Annotated in this window: 17 protein-coding genes; 3 read left to right on the top strand and 14 right to left on the bottom strand. The window is 65.7% G+C overall.

Annotated features, from left to right (window positions below):
- Positions 1-17 precede the first annotated feature (17 nt).
- Both IWX77_RS04915 and IWX77_RS04920 read left to right on the top strand, forming a co-directional pair.
- Positions 18-929, top strand: a complete 912-nt coding sequence (locus IWX77_RS04915; RefSeq protein WP_196843544.1) for an ABC transporter ATP-binding protein — start codon at positions 18-20, stop codon at positions 927-929.
- Positions 916-1,683, top strand: a complete 768-nt coding sequence (locus IWX77_RS04920; RefSeq protein ID WP_196843413.1) for an ABC transporter ATP-binding protein — start codon at positions 916-918, stop codon at positions 1,681-1,683. Before IWX77_RS04915 ends, IWX77_RS04920 begins: the two co-directional genes overlap by 14 nt.
- 189 nt (positions 1,684-1,872) lie before the next feature.
- Here IWX77_RS04920 and IWX77_RS04925 read toward each other — a convergent pair whose 3' ends face one another.
- From IWX77_RS04925 to groES, 4 genes are all read right to left on the bottom strand, one after another.
- Positions 1,873-3,174 (bottom strand): ABC transporter substrate-binding protein, encoded by a 1,302-nt coding sequence (locus IWX77_RS04925; RefSeq protein ID WP_196843414.1) that lies wholly within the window; start codon positions 3,172-3,174, stop codon positions 1,873-1,875.
- A gap of 127 nt (positions 3,175-3,301) precedes the next feature.
- Entirely contained in the window at positions 3,302-4,009 is a 708-nt protein-coding gene (locus IWX77_RS04930) for an ABC transporter substrate-binding protein (RefSeq protein ID WP_196843415.1), read from the bottom strand.
- A gap of 51 nt (positions 4,010-4,060) precedes the next feature.
- The gene (gene rarD / locus IWX77_RS04935; RefSeq protein ID WP_196843416.1) at positions 4,061-5,005 is read right to left on the bottom strand and encodes an EamA family transporter RarD; all 945 of its coding nucleotides are present in this window, start codon (positions 5,003-5,005) and stop codon (positions 4,061-4,063) included.
- 86 nt (positions 5,006-5,091) lie between these two features.
- Positions 5,092-5,388, bottom strand: coding sequence for a co-chaperone GroES (groES, locus tag IWX77_RS04940; protein ID WP_196843417.1), 297 nt, complete (start codon positions 5,386-5,388; stop codon positions 5,092-5,094).
- Between the two features lie 125 nt (positions 5,389-5,513).
- Here groES and IWX77_RS04945 point away from each other — a divergent pair, with 125 nt between their 5' ends.
- Positions 5,514-6,719 (top strand): class I SAM-dependent methyltransferase, encoded by a 1,206-nt coding sequence (locus IWX77_RS04945; RefSeq protein ID WP_196843418.1) that lies wholly within the window; start codon positions 5,514-5,516, stop codon positions 6,717-6,719.
- A 5-nt stretch (positions 6,720-6,724) separates the two neighbouring features.
- Here IWX77_RS04945 and IWX77_RS04950 read toward each other — a convergent pair whose 3' ends face one another.
- The 10 genes from IWX77_RS04950 to glmS all read right to left on the bottom strand — a co-directional run bounded on the left by IWX77_RS04950 (position 6,725) and on the right by glmS (position 14,607).
- Positions 6,725-7,135: a hypothetical protein gene (locus IWX77_RS04950; RefSeq protein WP_196843419.1), complete on the bottom strand. Its 411-nt coding sequence runs from the start codon at positions 7,133-7,135 to the stop codon at positions 6,725-6,727.
- 85 nt (positions 7,136-7,220) lie between these two features.
- Positions 7,221-7,667, bottom strand: a complete 447-nt coding sequence (locus IWX77_RS04955; RefSeq protein WP_196843420.1) for a DUF4190 domain-containing protein — start codon at positions 7,665-7,667, stop codon at positions 7,221-7,223.
- Between the two features lie 52 nt (positions 7,668-7,719).
- Entirely contained in the window at positions 7,720-8,805 is a 1,086-nt protein-coding gene (tsaD, locus tag IWX77_RS04960) for a tRNA (adenosine(37)-N6)-threonylcarbamoyltransferase complex transferase subunit TsaD (RefSeq protein ID WP_196843421.1), read from the bottom strand.
- Entirely contained in the window at positions 8,802-9,308 is a 507-nt protein-coding gene (gene rimI / locus IWX77_RS04965) for a ribosomal protein S18-alanine N-acetyltransferase (RefSeq protein ID WP_196843422.1), read from the bottom strand. The genes tsaD and rimI overlap by 4 nt, the downstream gene beginning before the upstream one ends.
- Positions 9,305-9,940 carry a tRNA (adenosine(37)-N6)-threonylcarbamoyltransferase complex dimerization subunit type 1 TsaB gene (gene tsaB, locus IWX77_RS04970; RefSeq protein WP_196843423.1) on the bottom strand — a complete coding sequence of 212 codons (636 nt, stop codon included), beginning with the start codon at positions 9,938-9,940 and terminating at the stop codon, positions 9,305-9,307. The genes rimI and tsaB overlap by 4 nt, the downstream gene beginning before the upstream one ends.
- Before the next feature lie 13 nt (positions 9,941-9,953).
- Positions 9,954-10,721 carry a sulfite exporter TauE/SafE family protein gene (locus tag IWX77_RS04975; protein WP_196843424.1) on the bottom strand — a complete coding sequence of 256 codons (768 nt, stop codon included), beginning with the start codon at positions 10,719-10,721 and terminating at the stop codon, positions 9,954-9,956.
- Positions 10,718-11,284, bottom strand: a complete 567-nt coding sequence (gene tsaE / locus IWX77_RS04980) for a tRNA (adenosine(37)-N6)-threonylcarbamoyltransferase complex ATPase subunit type 1 TsaE (protein ID WP_196843425.1) — start codon at positions 11,282-11,284, stop codon at positions 10,718-10,720. Before tsaE ends, IWX77_RS04975 begins: the two co-directional genes overlap by 4 nt.
- Positions 11,277-12,398: an alanine racemase gene (gene alr, locus IWX77_RS04985; protein ID WP_196843426.1), complete on the bottom strand. Its 1,122-nt coding sequence runs from the start codon at positions 12,396-12,398 to the stop codon at positions 11,277-11,279. Before alr ends, tsaE begins: the two co-directional genes overlap by 8 nt.
- A complete protein-coding gene (locus IWX77_RS04990; protein ID WP_196843427.1) occupies positions 12,395-12,751 on the bottom strand; it encodes a holo-ACP synthase in 357 nt (118 codons plus the stop codon). Before IWX77_RS04990 ends, alr begins: the two co-directional genes overlap by 4 nt.
- A gap of 5 nt (positions 12,752-12,756) precedes the next feature.
- Positions 12,757-14,607 carry a glutamine--fructose-6-phosphate transaminase (isomerizing) gene (glmS, locus tag IWX77_RS04995; RefSeq protein WP_196843428.1) on the bottom strand — a complete coding sequence of 617 codons (1,851 nt, stop codon included), beginning with the start codon at positions 14,605-14,607 and terminating at the stop codon, positions 12,757-12,759.
- Positions 14,608-14,616 lie beyond the last annotated feature (9 nt).

Genomic DNA, 14,616 nt, shown 5'->3' on the forward strand with positions numbered 1-14,616 from the left:
GCCCCGTTTCGACCGGCGTGGTTCCCACGGCCAAGCCGATCAAAACGACCGGCCTACACATCGGCGACGCCGAACCGGGCTGCGAGAAGATCGATCCGATCCTCGTCGTCGACAACGTGCGACGCACGTTCGGCGGCCTCACCGCCGTCGATGTCGACCACGTTGAGGTTCCGCGCGGCGCCATCACCGCGCTGATCGGGCCGAACGGCGCCGGCAAGACCACGCTGTTTAACCTGCTGACCGGCTTCGACAAGCCCGACAGCGGCAGGTGGACCTTCGACGGCCGCTCCCTCGCCGGCGTTCCCGCCTACAAGGTCGCCCGCATGGGTCAGATTCGCACGTTTCAGCTGACCAAGGCGCTCGGCCTGCTGACCGTCATGGACAATATGCTGCTCGGCGCCACGGGCCAGACCGGCGAGAACATGTTCCGCGCCCTGATGCCTTTTCTCTGGCGCAACCAGGAAGAGGAGAACCGGGCCAAAGCGCTCGATCTGCTCACCCGGTTCAAGCTCGACACCAAAAAAGATGACTATGCCGCGAGCCTGTCCGGTGGCCAGCGCAAGCTGCTCGAAATGGCGCGAGCGCTCATGAGTGACCCGACCCTTGTGATGCTCGACGAGCCGATGGCCGGGGTCAACCCGGCCCTGACCCAGTCGCTGCTCGACCACATTCTGAACCTCAAATCCCAGGGTATGACCGTTCTGTTCGTGGAGCACGACATGCACATGGTGCGCCACATCGCGGACTGGGTGATCGTGATGGCCGAGGGCAAGGTGGTCGCCGAGGGCGACCCGCACGAAGTCATGAAGAACCCAGCGGTGATCGACGCCTACCTCGGACAGCACCACGACGAGGACATCGGCGAAGACCTCAGCGCCGAAACCGAGAACGTGTCAGCCATAAAGGAGTTGCTCAATGACGAACGCTGACCCGCTGGCCGTGCCGGCTCCGACCAAGACCCGGAACGCGGTCGTCGAGGTCAAGACCGTCACCGCCGGCTACGTGACCGGTGTGAACATTCTCAACTCCTGTTCGCTCACCGCCTACGACGGCGAACTCATCGGCATCATCGGTCCGAACGGTGCCGGCAAGTCGACGTTGCTCAAGGCGATCTTCGGCCTCGTGAAAGTGCGCGACGGCGAGATTCTGCTGCGCGGCAACAACATCACCAATCTCAAGGCGAACAAGCTCGTCGCCCAGGGTGTCGGTTTCGTGCCGCAGAACAACAACGTGTTTCCCACCCTGACCATTCGCGAGAACCTCGAGATGGGGATCTTTCAGAAGCCCAAGGGTCTCGTGGAGCGGCTGGAATTCGTCACGGAGATCTTCCCGGAGCTCGGCAAGCGCATGTCGCAGCGCGCGGGTTCGCTCTCGGGTGGCGAACGCCAGATGGTCGCCATGAGCCGCGCGCTGATGATGGGACCGCACGTACTGCTGCTCGACGAGCCGAGTGCCGGCCTCTCTCCGGTGCGCCAGGATGAGGCTTTCTTGCGGGTGAAGGAGATCAACAAGGCGGGGGTGACGACGATCATGGTCGAGCAGAACGCTCGTCGCTGCCTGCAGATCTGTGACCGCGGTTACGTGCTCGACCAGGGCCGCGACGCCTACACCGGCACCGGCCGCGAGCTGCTGAATGACCCCAAGGTCATCGGCCTGTACCTGGGCACCCTCGGGCAGGATTAACCCGCAGAACCGCCCCCAGCAGCTTCTCAGCGGCGCCCGAGAGTCTCTCGGGCGCCGCTTCTGTGTTCCCACTGCCCTCGGCGGCATCGTTTGTGGTCTCGACGTGTTCGACCACAACGGGTCAGGGCACGCAAAAGGGCCCCAACCGGAGTCGGGGCCCTTCCTGCCACGCCCGAAGGCCGGCGCTGACTAGTTAATGCGGGTGTACGTGTTGTCGGCTTTGTACTCGTAGATTCCGATGGTCGCCTCGGTCGGGTCGCCGTTCTTGTCGAACGTGATCGGGCCGGAGAATCCGTCGTAGTTGATCTGCTCACCCTTGGCGAGTGCCTCGGCGCCGGACTTGAAGTCCGTCACCTTGGTACCGTCGCCGGTGCCGCCCGAGACCTGGCGGAGGTAGTCGGCAATCGACTGACCCGACGTGTCGTTGGCTGCATAGGCGGCCAGGGCGATCAGGATGACCGCGTCATAGGACTCAGCCGCATAGCTGTAGTCCGTCAGAGTGGGGTCGATCTTGAGGAGGCGCTCGGTGAAATTTCCCAGGGTTCCAACGTCGAGGCCGGGCAGTGTGCCCTTCGAGCCGGTGATGAGTCCGGCAGCGAAGTCGGCCTTGTAGTCCTTCAGGTTTCCGTCAACGAAGTAGAGCTTCCCACCGGGGTAGCCCGAACCGACGAGCGCGGGAACGATGATTTTGGACTGGTCGAAGGTGATCAGGGCGATCGCGTCAGGGTTCTGGGCGGTCACCTCGGAGATCTGCGCCGCGAAGTTGGAGTCACCCTCGTTGAAGAGCGAGGTCGCGACGACTTTGCCGCCTGAACTTTCGAAGGTCTCGGTGAGCACCTTGGCGAGGCCGGTTCCGTACGAGTCGTTGAGGACGATGAGACCGAGCGTGCTGACGCCGTCATCAGCGATCTGGTTGCCGAGCACCTCACCCTGCAGCAGGTCAGAGGGGGCGGTACGCCAGTACAGGCCCTTGTCCGCGTAGTTGGTGAAGTCGAGTGAGGTGTTGGCCGGAGAGAACTCCACAACCCCTGCCCCGGTGATCTGATCGATCACGGTCTTGGTCACGCCCGACGAGGCGGCACCGATGATGGCCGAAACGTCCTGCGAGAGCAGGTCGGTCACCGAAACGGTCGCCGTGTCGGTCGTGGTGTCGCCCGAGTCGCGAAGAATCGCTTCGATGTCGATCCCGAGGTTTGCGTCCTTGACGTCCTGTACAGCGAGCTGAACGCCCGCTTCTTCGGGCGGGCCGAGGAAGGCCAGTCCACCACTCTGTGGGAGGATGGTGCCGATCTTCAGGGAAAGATTGCGATCACCGGCCTCGACCGTCTTGAAGTCAGCAGAACCTGCAGCGGGGGCTGCGGATTCGCTCGGTGCCGTAGCGGCACCGTTGCTGCACCCGGTGAGCAGAAGTGCACTCACGCCGATGAGGGCGACGCCGGTAACGAGGGTACGAACTGAGCGGGAGGCCGAGGCCTTCGCGAATACGCTCATGTTGCTCCTTGATGGTTGAAGAGAGGTAAGTCTGGTCAGCCGATTGACTGCCGTGGTGTCAGAGTAGGCAATCACAGGCCCCGAAACCTACCTGTTCGTGTCACAACCGTGTAAAGCGATCAAATCGTTACGAACGACGGCCGGTAATCCCCTGATAATCAACGGTTTGCGTCTCGCTCAGGGCAAGCACACACTCCCCCCAAGAGGTGCACACGGCGCTTCCAGACGTCACCCGGGGCCAGCCCGCTTCGAGCGAGGCGCCGCCATCGTCGCCCGTGATGACGGCGGCCAGGGCGGCCGTCATCACCCCGTCGTAGGCTTCCGCGCCGCCCGCGGTGCCGGCGAGGCCGGGGTCAGCGGTCTTCAGGCGCGCGGTAAACGCATCGGCGGCGGCGAGCGGCGTGCCCCCGTTTGCGAAATCGATCAGGGCGACGATGGCGGCGTTGCCCACGGATGCCTCGGCTTCCGCTGGTAACGTCGTCGTCGCGTCCCACAGCACGAGGTCGACGCCGCGCGCCGCGAGGTCGACGTAGGCCGCGGCGAGGTCGCCGGCCGAGTTGCGGTGAATGAGCTGCACGGCTCGGGTGGGCGTGGTCTGCTCGGCCAGGATATCGCGCACGGCGAGTTCGGTGCCGGCGACCTGGGCGGCGCCGCTCGCGGCGTTGTCACCGGTCATCGGAAACAGCGTGCCGATGCTCAGCGTTCCGTCGCCGCTCGGTGCGGTCGTCACGACCGCGACCGGGGTGGAGCTCGGCTTGGCCGCCGGTGCGCTCGTGCACCCGGCCAGAGCCAGGGCTGCCAGCAGAACGACGACGACGAGCGGACGACGGGGCATCAGAATCCTTTGGTACGAGCTGGAAGGCTGTCGGTTCAGCGTATCGGCTGGTCAGGCCGGTTCGAGGGCACTGCGGCGCGGAGCGCGACCGGAGGCGACCATGTCGAGCGTCAAGATGATCAGGGCGACCCAGACCAGTCCGAATCCAACCCAGCGTTGGAGCGGCATCGCCTCGTTCAAAATGAATACACCCACGAGAAACTGCAGCACCGGAGCCACGAACTGAATGAGCCCGAGCACGGTCAGCGGCAGACGCCGGGCGGCCGCGGCGAACAACAGCAGCGGAACCGCGGTGATGACACCGGCCGCGAGCAGGCCCGCCGTGTGCCAGGGCGACACGGTGCCGAAGGTGAGCCCGGACATTCCCGAAACGACGAGAAGTTGCACGACGGCAACGGGGGCCAGCCACGCGGTCTCGAGGGTGAGACCGGTCACGGCGTCGACGCTCGGGCCGACGCGTTTCTTGATCAGGCCGTAGAACCCGAAGGAGAACGCCAGAATGAGCGAGATCCAGGGCAGCGAGCCGTATCCCACGGCGAGCACGACCACGGCGAGAAAGCTGATTCCGATGGCCATCCACTGCAGCCGACGCAGGTGTTCGCGCAGCACGAAGACGCCCAGCAGCACCGTGACGATCGGGTTGATGAAGTAGCCGAGCGCCGCTTCGACGACGTGTCCGGTGGTCGCGGCGATCACATAGGTCTGCCAGTTGATGAAGATGAAGACACCGGCCAGGCCCATGATCCAGACCAGACGCGGCTGCCGCAGGGCCCGCCCGAGCACGGTCCACGTGCGGGTGACCGTGATGATCAGGGCGCAGAAGACCAGGGAGAACAACACCCGCCAGGCCACGATCTCAAAGGCACCCGCGGGCGTGAGCAGCAGAAAATAGAGGGGCAGCACACCCCACAGAGCGTAGGCGAGGCCGCCGAAGATGAGCCCGGTGCGGTGCGTGGAGCGGGCTGCCGTGCGGGCTGGTGCGGCAGCATCCGTCATGAATGATCTCCTGAAAACACAAAAACTCCCGAATGGCGACGCCATTCGGGAGCTTCAGTCTAGGGACTAGGTGGTGAAGAAACTACTCAGCGTACGACCACGGCGAGCACGTCGCGAGCGGAGAGAACCAGCAGGTCATCGCCACCGAACTTAACCTCGGTTCCGCCGTACTTGGAGTAGATGACCTTGTCGCCGATGGCGATGTCGAGGGGAATGCGGTTGCCGTTGTCGTCAATGCGGCCGGGGCCGACTGCAACGACTTCGCCCTCCTGGGGCTTTTCCTTCGCGGTGTCCGGAATGACCAGACCTGATGCGGTGGTCTGCTCGGCATCGACCTGCTTGATGACGATGCGATCCTCGAGCGGCTTGATGGAGACCGACACGGTTGACCTCTTTCTAAGATTTGGGTTAGCAGACTCACAGCGAGAGTGCCAAGTGAAGTTTAGGGGGCTTCTGGCACTCACGCAACGTGAGTGCCAGAAGGGGGTCATTTTGGTAGCGTTGCAGCATGGATCGAACCGAACTCGTCGAGCTGCTGTCCCCCGCGAGTTTACGGCTGCTGGACTCCCTGCCGCCGTACGACAGCAACGGAGACGTACTCAAGCTGATCACCGATCTGCGTAGGGCCGGGCATGCGCCCGGGCTCGTGTCGGCCGTGCTCAGCCAGTCCCGCCTTCGAGCGAAAGCCGTTGGCAAGTTCGGTGAATTTGCCGAGCGGATGCTGTTCACCGAAGCCGGTCTGGAACAGGCGACCCGGTTGCGAGTCGCCGCATTGCACGCCGGCCGATTCGCCGGACTGTCCGCCGCACTCGGCCACCCATCCCGGGTTGCCGACCTGGGCTGCGGAATCGGCGGTGACGCGATGGCCCTCGCCGCTTTGGATCTACCGGTCCTGGCCGTTGATGCCGACGAGGTGACGGCGACCGTAGCGAGCTTCAACCTTGCGCCGTTTCCGAACGCTCAGGCGTTGCAAGCCGACGCCGAGACTGTCGATCTGACCGGCTGTGACGCGGTCTGGCTCGACCCGGCCCGTCGCACGAGCGGGCATAGCAACACAACGAGGCTGACCCGCTCCGAGGACTACTCCCCCGCACTCGACTTCGCCTACCTGCTCGCCACAACTCTGCCGCTCGGCATGAAGCTCGGTCCCGGTCATGACCGCGATCAGATTCCGGTCGACGCCGAAGCCCAATGGGTGTCGGTCGATGGCCAGTTGGTGGAGATGGGGCTGTGGTTTGGCGCCCTCGCGCGCCCCGGCATCCGTCGATCGGCACTGCTGCTGACCGCTGGCGGCGCCCAAGAGCTGACCGCTCCCGACGACAGCGAAGACGCGCCCGTGGGCGAACTGGGCAATTACGTCTACGAACCTGACGGCACGGTCATTCGGGCGCGCCTGATTGGCGACCTGGCCCGCTCGCTGAATGCTCGTATGCTCAGCGAGGGCATCGCCTACCTGACCAATGACACACTCACGCCAACGCCGTTCGCGAACGCGTTCCGGGTACTCGAGACGCTTCCGTTCGATGAGAAGAAGCTGCGGCTCGCGCTGCTTGCGCGACGCATCGGCACGCTGGAGATCAAGAAGCGTGGCGTCGACGTTGACCCGGCGACGTTGCGCACCCGATTGAAGCTCAAGGGGCCGGAGTCGGCGACGCTGATTCTGACGCGGGTGGCCGGGCATCGCGTGGCGCTGCTCGTGGAGCGCGTGCGGTAACTGCGTTAGGTACCTGAGAGCAGGGGCAGTAGGGTCTGGCTGATGTAGACGACCCAGCCGGCCGCGAGCAGAACGCCGACGAGGCCGCTGACGAGACCGCTGCGCCAGAGTGTGCGCGCCCGATTTTCGGTCGTACGCGCGATCAGCGCGAGGGTGATCGCGATCAGCGCGATCGGCAACCCGAACACACCGATCACGCCGAGGGCGAGCCCGAACAGGCCACAGATCACGGAAGCGACCGAGAGGCGGCGGCGGCTGGTGATGCGCGCCACCTCCGCCTCGGTGTAGGTGTACGGCACGAACTCGGTCGGAGCGGTGACCGTCGATTCCCAGTCGAGCTGACTCCCGGGCGGCGCGGGGGCGCGCGTGTGGTCCAGATGCGCCGAGGTGTCGGAGTCCCGGTGGGGTGGAGTCATAGCTGTCCTCTGGCCGCCCACCGGGTTCGGTCGGTGTCGGTCGGAAACTTGTCGGGTGGCCACATTCGAGGCCGCCCGATTGGGGTTAGTTGTAGTAGGTCGAGCCGGTCGTGGCGGAACCGATGACAATGGCGGCGATGATGATGCCCCCGATGAGGCCGAGGGCAAAGCCGAGGTATCCAAGAATCAAGCCCCAGAGCGCCAGAGCGCGGCCCTTTTCGCCGGTCTTCTTGATCTGACTCATGCCGATGTGGCCGGTAATCACACCGACAATCGAAATGCCGAGAATCGAGGTAACGAGCGAGATGATCGACAAGACGTTGTACTTGTCCTGTGGGCTCTGCTGCCCGTACGGGTTCTGGCCGTACGCGGGTGGCTGGCCGTACGCCGAAGCCTGGCCGTAGGCGGGAGCGGCCGGGGCACCCGGTGCCGGGTAGGCCGGGGCGGCCGGAGTTTCGTATGCCGGCGGAACGCTGGAGTCGGTAGGCTTCGAGCTCGCCGGGTCGACGGGGGGCTGGGTGGGATCAGACATTTGCGGTCTCCTTCATAATTTCGTTCGGTGGTCGCACGGCCAGATTATCGCGTTACGGTGCGTCGAGCGACAGTGGCAAACCCGAGACTTGGATCTGGCCGACCGGCAGGGTGGAATCGGCGCCGAATTGCAGCGTCGACGGCTCGTGTCCGGCCATGATCAGCTGCGCGCCCAGGGCTGCGATCATGGCACCGTTGTCGGTGCAGAGTGACAGCGGCGGGATGCGCAGCACGACGCCGGCAGCATCCGTTCTCCGGGTGGCAACCGCACGCAGCCGGGCGTTGGCGATGACGCCGCCGCCGAGCAGCAGGCGCGGCACGTCGTAGTCGGCGCACGCGGCGAGAGCCTTGGTGAGCAGAATGTCGACAACCGCCTCCCGAAAACTTGCCGCGACATCGCCGATTGGCACTGGTTTGCCGGCATCCTGACGCTGTTCGACGAAGCGCGCGACCGAGGTCTTCAGCCCCGAGAACGAGAAATCGTAGCGGTGCGCGGCCATGTCTTTGGGCTGGCTGAGTCCGCGCGGGAATCGAATGGCCTTCGGGTTGCCGTCGGCGGCGACCCGGTCGATCTGCGGCCCGCCCGGGTACGGCAGGGAGAGCAGCCGGGCGACCTTGTCGAAGGCCTCGCCGGCGGCGTCGTCGATGGTCTCGCCGAGCAGTTCGACGTCGCTGACCAGGTCTCGCACGAGCAGCAGCGAGGTGTGGCCGCCGGAGACGAGCAGGGCGATCGTCGGGTACTCGAGCGGTTCGGTGCCGGTTTGCAGCAGGTCGGCGCCGACGTGGCCGACGAGGTGGTTGACCGCATAGATCGGCTTGTCGAGCGCGACCGCGAGCGCCTTGGCGGCGCCGATACCGACCATGAGCGCACCGGAGAGTCCTGGCCCGCAGGTGACGGCTATGGCGTCCAGATCGGTCAGGCGGATGCCCGCCTCGGCGACGGCCGCGTTGATCGCCGGCACGAGCTCGTCAAGGTGTGCCCGGGCCGCGATCTCGGGCACGACGCCGCCGTAGCGGGCGTGCTCGTCCATCGAGCTCGCGATCGTGTTGGAGAGCAAGGCGGTCCCACGCACGATGCCGATGCCGGTCTCGTCGCAGGAGGTCTCGATACCGAGCACGAGCGGGGCTAATCGATTCATGAGAGCACCGTCACGGTAGACGTGGTGAGCATAGATTCCAGTTCGGGAATATTCAGGCGCATGACGATGGCGTCGACGTTGTCGGGTTGGTAGTAGCCGCGGCGCACCCCCACGTCGATGAATCCGAGGCGTTCGTAGAGGCGCTGGGCGCCGGGGTTGTCGGCGCGCACCTCGAGAAAGATCAGCCGGGCGCCGCGCTTGCGGGCCTCGCTGATGAGCGCCTGCATGAGCGTGCGGCCGAGCCCGTGTCCGCGCGCCGAGCCAGCGACGGCGATGGTCTGAACGTCGCCCTCGGTGGCTCCTTGCGGCGCAAGCAGCCCGGCGTACGCTTCCACGTTGTTCGGATCGTCAGGAGGAAAGGCCACGAGATAGTAGCAGGCCGGGTCGCCGAGGTCGCGCGCCATCATGGGCGCCGACCAGGCGTCGTTCTCGAAGATGCTGGTTTCGAGACGCATGATGGCGGCAAGGTCGGCCCCGTGCGCGCGGCGCAGTTGCCAGGTCATCGGCTCACCCGCTTCGGTCCGTTCGATACGGTGACGTCGGGTGATCGCAGGTACAGCGGCGCGTTCGCGGCGGACACTCGACCGTGGGCGAACCGCAGTTCGGCGACCATGCCGAGATCGCCGGCGGAGACCACAACGGCGTCCCGCCGCGGCCAGCCGGCGTACGCCCAGCCGGGGACATCGAGTTCGGTGGGTTTGGCCAGGCCGGGCGCTTCGGCACGTACGGGCAGCCCGACCGAGTCGGCACCGGTGTAGGTCGACCAGTAGACCTCGCGCCGGCGAGCATCGGTGACGACGAGGAGCGGTCCGACGTGGCCGGCCTGATAGTGGCCATAGGCGATGGCGTCGTGGCTGATGACGGGGACCAGCGTCTTTCCGGCGCCGAGCGCGAAGACTCGGGCCGCGGCAATACCGACGCGCAGGCCGGTGAACGGTCCGGGCCCCATCCCACCGACAACTCCGGACAGTGCTGACACCGCTACATCCGCTTCGGTCAGGCATTCCTGAATGAGCCGGCCGACCACTTCGGCGTGCCGCATGGTGTCACTTTCGCCGCGTTCAGAAAGAACACCGCGGTCTCGATCGACGACAGCAACGCTCGTGCCGGCCGAGGTATCGATGGAGAGCAGCATTCGTTCAGCCTACCTAGGTCAGAAAGAGAACGACCGCCGCGGTGAGCGCGACCACGATCAGGATTGTTCGTAGCACCGGCGCCGACAACCGTCGCCCAATGCGTGCACCCAACCACCCACCGGCAGCCGACCCGACACCGATGAGCACGGCGATCACCCAGTCCACGGTGCCGCTGGAGATGAAGATAATCGCCGAGATCAGGTTGGCCGTACCGGCCAGCACGTTCTTGGCTCCGTTGGCCCGATGCAGGTCGGTCGACCATAGGATTCCCAGAAATGCGAGCAGCACGACTCCCTGGGCAGCACCGAAATAACCGCCATATACACCCGTGCCGAGAATGCCGAGGATAAGCCCGAAGGTCACCGGGCGCGCGTCGGTTTCTCTGCCGGCCGGAGCCTTGCGCCGGACGAATCGCGCGACTCGGGGCTGCGCCGCTGAAAGTCCCGCCGCGAGCAGCAGCAGAAACGGAACGACCGCTGAGAAGGCCTCCTCGGGCAGAATCAGCAGGAGTAAGCCGCCGACAGCGCCGCCAACGACCGAGAAGACAGCCATCCAACCGACCGCGTGCCACTGGGACGCCAGTTCCCGCCGGTAGCCGTAGGCGCCCGCAATCGAACCGGGCACGAGCCCAACGGTGTTTGAGACATTTGCTGTGATCGGGGGAACCCCGAGGGCCAACAGCGTGGGAAAAGTGATGAGCGTTCCGGCCCCCGCGACGACGTTGATCACGCCAGCCGCAATACCAGCGACAAGAATGATGACACCTTCCAGAAAAGTCATGGCTGTGGAGGTATCCCGTCAATGGGTGAGTCAGCGTCGTCGGTCCAGCGTGGTCCGTGCCGGGTGATCGTGACCGTACGGGGCTCGTCAAGGTCGAGATCAAGGTCGAGATCAAGATCGAGATCGAGATCGATTTCTGCCCCGGATGCCACAGCATCCGTTGCCTGCAACCGACCCTGTGGCCGTTCGATCTCGATGTCGAGCCAAGATTCGGTGATGCCGTCAAGCAGGCCGCGGCCCCACTCCACGACCACGATGGAGTGGGCGAAATCGATGTCGAGGTCGTCGAGTTCCACGGCGCTGCTCAGACGGTAGGCGTCGACGTGCACGAACGGCGGGCCCCCGACGAGGCTCGGATGGGTGCGCGCGAGCACGAAGGTGGGGCTGGTGACGGCTCCACGCACCCGCAGTCCCTCACCGAGGCCCCGCGTGAGGGTGGTTTTGCCCGCACCGAGCGGTCCGGTGAGAACGATCAGGTCACCGACCTGCAGGGTGCGCGCGAGGTCGACGCCGAACCGGTGCATTGCTGCGGCATCCGGAATGGTTCGACGCAGCTCAGCCATTGATGTGTCGCCGGGTCACCCGGTGGCCGATGCGGGTCACGATCTCGTAGTTGATCGTGCCGGCCGCGTCGGCCCAGTCGGTCGCGCTCGGTGCTCCGGTGGCGGGGTCGCCGAACACGATGACCTCATCACCGACGGCCACGCCCGGGTTATCGGCGCCAAGGTTGACCACGAACTGGTCCATCGCCACCCGTCCAACCAGCGGATAGTTCTCGCCGTGAATGTGTACGAGCGCCTCGCCCGACGTCTGCCGCGGAATACCGTCGGCGTAGCCGAGCGGCACGAGCACGAGCGTGGAATCGTGCGGCGCCCGCCACAGATAGTCGTAGGAGACGCCGGCGCCGGCGCTCACCCGACGCACGAGGGCCACCCGGCCGCGCAGCGTCATGGCCGGCACCAGCCCGAGATCGGCCGACGTCGCGTCGTCGAACGGCGACAGCCCGTAGACGGTGATGCCGAAGCGCACCATCGTGAAGCGGGCGGCAGGCAGTCTCAGCGCCGCCGCCGATGAGGCCAGGTGCACGAGGTTGGGGGTCAGGCCGGCGGCGCGGGCCTCAGCGACGCCGCGTTCGAAACACTCCAGCGCCTGCTGGTCGTCGTGCTCTGAGGCATTGGCGAGGTGGCTCATCACCCCGTCGACGCGCAGCAGTCCGCTCCGCTCAAGTGCGGCGGCGAGCGCGAACACCTCGGCCCAGTCGTTTTCGTGCACTCCGTTGCGGCTGAGCCCGGTGTCCAGTTTCAGGTGCACGGATGCGGTCCTGCCGAGTTCCGCCGCCGCATCCGCTACCTGTTGCAGTTGACGCGCTGACGAGAGCCCGAGGGTCACGTCATCGTCGACGGCGGCGCTGAAATCGGCGTCGGGGTCGTGCAGCCAGGCCAAAATCGGTGCGTCAATGCCGACGTCACGCAGGGCCAGTGCCTCGTCGATGTCAGCGACGCCGAGCCAGTCCGCCCCACCGGCGAGGGCGGCGCGAGCCACCGGGATCGCGCCGTGACCGTACGCGTTGGCCTTGACGACCGCCATCGCGTGCGGGGTGCCGACGAGTTGGCGCAGGTGGGCCATGTTGCTGCGAATCGCGGCGAGGTCGATCACGGCCTCGCGAAACCCGCTCATTGCTGACCCTCTGCGACGACGAACGCGCAGGCCACGCCCGCGTCGTGGGTCATGGTGACATGCACCCGGCTGATACCACGATCTTTCACGGTTCTGAGGGCCGCGCCACTCAGCCTGAATTCGGGGTTGCCGTGTGGGTCGTTCACGATTTCCATCTCGTGCCAGGTGACCCCTGCGCTGTCGCCGAGCGCTTTGATCAGGGCTTCCTTGGCGGCGAAGCGCGCAGCGAGGGAGTGCACCGGCAGGCCGCGTTCGCTTTCGGCGAACAACCGCGGTACGAGGCGTGGCGTGCGCTCGATCTGGCGGGTGAACCGCGCCAGATCGACCACGTCAACCCCGATGCCCTTGATCATCGGGGTTACTCGACCGTGACGGACTTTGCGAGGTTACGCGGCTGGTCGACGTCGAGGCCCTTAGCGATGGCAAGTTCCATGGCGAACATTTGCAACGGCACCACGGCCAGCAACGGCTCGAACAGGGGCGCGGCGAGCGGAATGTGAATGACGGTGTCAGCAAACGGCAGCACAGCGGCGTCGCCGACCTCGGCGATGGCGATGATGCGGGCCCCGCGGGCGCGGATCTCCTGAATGTTGGAGACGACCTTCGGGTGCAGGTGGGCGGAGCCGCGCGGGCTCGGCACGACGACGAACACCGGCTGGCCAGGCTCGATCAGCGCGATCGGGCCATGCTTGAGCTCACCGGCGGCGAAGCCTTCGGCGTGAATGTAGGCGAGCTCCTTGAGTTTGAGCGCACCCTCGAGCGCGATCGGAAAACCGACGTGGCGTCCGAGGAACAGCACAGCGCGGGTGTCGCTCATCCAACGGGCCAGTTGGCGCACCTCGTCTTCGACGCCGAGAACGGTCGCAATCTTCTCCGGAATGGCCTGCAGCTCGGCGACCTGCGCGGCCTGCGCGGCCTCGGTGAGGCTGCCGCGCACGCGCGCGAGGTGCAGGGCAAACAGGTAGAGAGCGGTGATCTGGGCCACGAAGGCCTTGGTCGACGCCACGGCAACCTCCGGGCCGGCGTGGGTGTAGATCACGGCGTCGGACTCGCGCGGGATGGTCGCGCCCTGTGTGTTGCAGATCGAGATCGCCTTGGCACCGAGTGACATGGCGTATTTGACGGCCATGAGCGTATCCATGGTTTCGCCGGACTGGCTGATCGAGATCACCAGGGTGTCGTCGCTGAGCACCGGGTCGCGGTAGCGAAATTCGTGGCTGAGTTCGACATCCACCGGCACCTGGGCCCACTTTTCAATGGCGTACTTGGCGGTCTGGCCGGCGTAGGCGGCGGTTCCGCAGGCAACGATGACGATTCGACGGATGCCCGCGAGCACGTCATCGCCGAATTCGGTCAGTTCGGGCACCACAACGCGGCCGTCCGTGATGCGGCCGCGCAGGGTGTTCGCGACGGCATCCGGCTGCTCGGAGACTTCCTTGGCCATGAAGCTGGACCAGCCGCCCTTGTCGGACGCCGAGGCGTCCCAGGCGACGTCGAACTCTTCGGTCTCGACCGGGTTGCCGTCGAAGTCGGTGACGGTGACGCTGTCGGGCGTGATGGTGACGATCTGGTCCTGGCCGATAGCGACGGCGCGGCGGGTGTACTCGACGAACGCGGCGACGTCGGAGCCGAGAAAGTTCTCGCCGTCGCCGAGGCCGATGACGAGGGGGGAGTTGCGCCGGGCGCCGACGACGACGCCCGGCTGGTCCTGGTGCACGGCCAGCAGCGTGAAGGCGCCGTCGAGGCGGGCCACGATGGTGCGGAACGCCTCGGCCAGATCACCGACGCGCTGGTACTCACGGCCGAGCAGCACCGCGGCGACCTCGGTGTCGGTTTCGCTCAGAAAGGTGAAGCCCTCATTGAGTAGTTCGTCGCGCAGCGGCGCGAAGTTCTCAATGATGCCGTTGTGAATGAGGGCGAGCTTGTTGTTGTCGCCGAGGTGCGGGTGCGCATTGCCATCGGTGGGGCCGCCGTGGGTGGCCCAGCGGGTGTGACCGATACCGGTCTTACCGTTGTTGATGGGGTGTGCCTTGAGCTCACTGGTCAGGGCAGAGAGCTTGCCGGCCCTCTTGGCCGTGTTGAGCACACCGAACTCGTCGATGACGGCGATCCCCGCGGAGTCATATCCGCGATATTCGAGCCGTCCGAGCCCTCCCATGAGAACGTCAACCGTCTTATTGCTTCCGACATAACCTACGATTCCGCACATGGAAGTCGA

This window comes from Cryobacterium sp. CAN_C2 (assembly GCF_015751745.1).
Taxonomy (GTDB): domain Bacteria; phylum Actinomycetota; class Actinomycetes; order Actinomycetales; family Microbacteriaceae; genus Cryobacterium.

Coding starts and splice junctions, on each gene's coding strand:
- rimI (WP_196843422.1), bottom strand. CDS start 9,308: ATGACCTGGCAACTGCGCCGCGCGCACGGGGCCGACCTTGCCGCCATC.
- IWX77_RS04945 (WP_196843418.1), top strand. CDS start 5,514: ATGGATCGAACCGAACTCGTCGAGCTGCTGTCCCCCGCGAGTTTACGG.
- tsaE (WP_196843425.1), bottom strand. CDS start 11,284: ATGGCTGAGCTGCGTCGAACCATTCCGGATGCCGCAGCAATGCACCGG.
- IWX77_RS04920 (WP_196843413.1), top strand. CDS start 916: ATGACGAACGCTGACCCGCTGGCCGTGCCGGCTCCGACCAAGACCCGG.
- tsaB (WP_196843423.1), bottom strand. CDS start 9,940: ATGCTGCTCTCCATCGATACCTCGGCCGGCACGAGCGTTGCTGTCGTC.
- IWX77_RS04950 (WP_196843419.1), bottom strand. CDS start 7,135: ATGACTCCACCCCACCGGGACTCCGACACCTCGGCGCATCTGGACCAC.
- IWX77_RS04975 (WP_196843424.1), bottom strand. CDS start 10,721: ATGACTTTTCTGGAAGGTGTCATCATTCTTGTCGCTGGTATTGCGGCT.
- IWX77_RS04990 (WP_196843427.1), bottom strand. CDS start 12,751: ATGATCAAGGGCATCGGGGTTGACGTGGTCGATCTGGCGCGGTTCACC.
- rarD (WP_196843416.1), bottom strand. CDS start 5,005: ATGACGGATGCTGCCGCACCAGCCCGCACGGCAGCCCGCTCCACGCAC.
- glmS (WP_196843428.1), bottom strand. CDS start 14,607: ATGTGCGGAATCGTAGGTTATGTCGGAAGCAATAAGACGGTTGACGTT.
- IWX77_RS04930 (WP_196843415.1), bottom strand. CDS start 4,009: ATGCCCCGTCGTCCGCTCGTCGTCGTCGTTCTGCTGGCAGCCCTGGCT.
- alr (WP_196843426.1), bottom strand. CDS start 12,398: ATGAGCGGGTTTCGCGAGGCCGTGATCGACCTCGCCGCGATTCGCAGC.
- IWX77_RS04925 (WP_196843414.1), bottom strand. CDS start 3,174: ATGAGCGTATTCGCGAAGGCCTCGGCCTCCCGCTCAGTTCGTACCCTC.
- tsaD (WP_196843421.1), bottom strand. CDS start 8,805: ATGAATCGATTAGCCCCGCTCGTGCTCGGTATCGAGACCTCCTGCGAC.
- IWX77_RS04955 (WP_196843420.1), bottom strand. CDS start 7,667: ATGTCTGATCCCACCCAGCCCCCCGTCGACCCGGCGAGCTCGAAGCCT.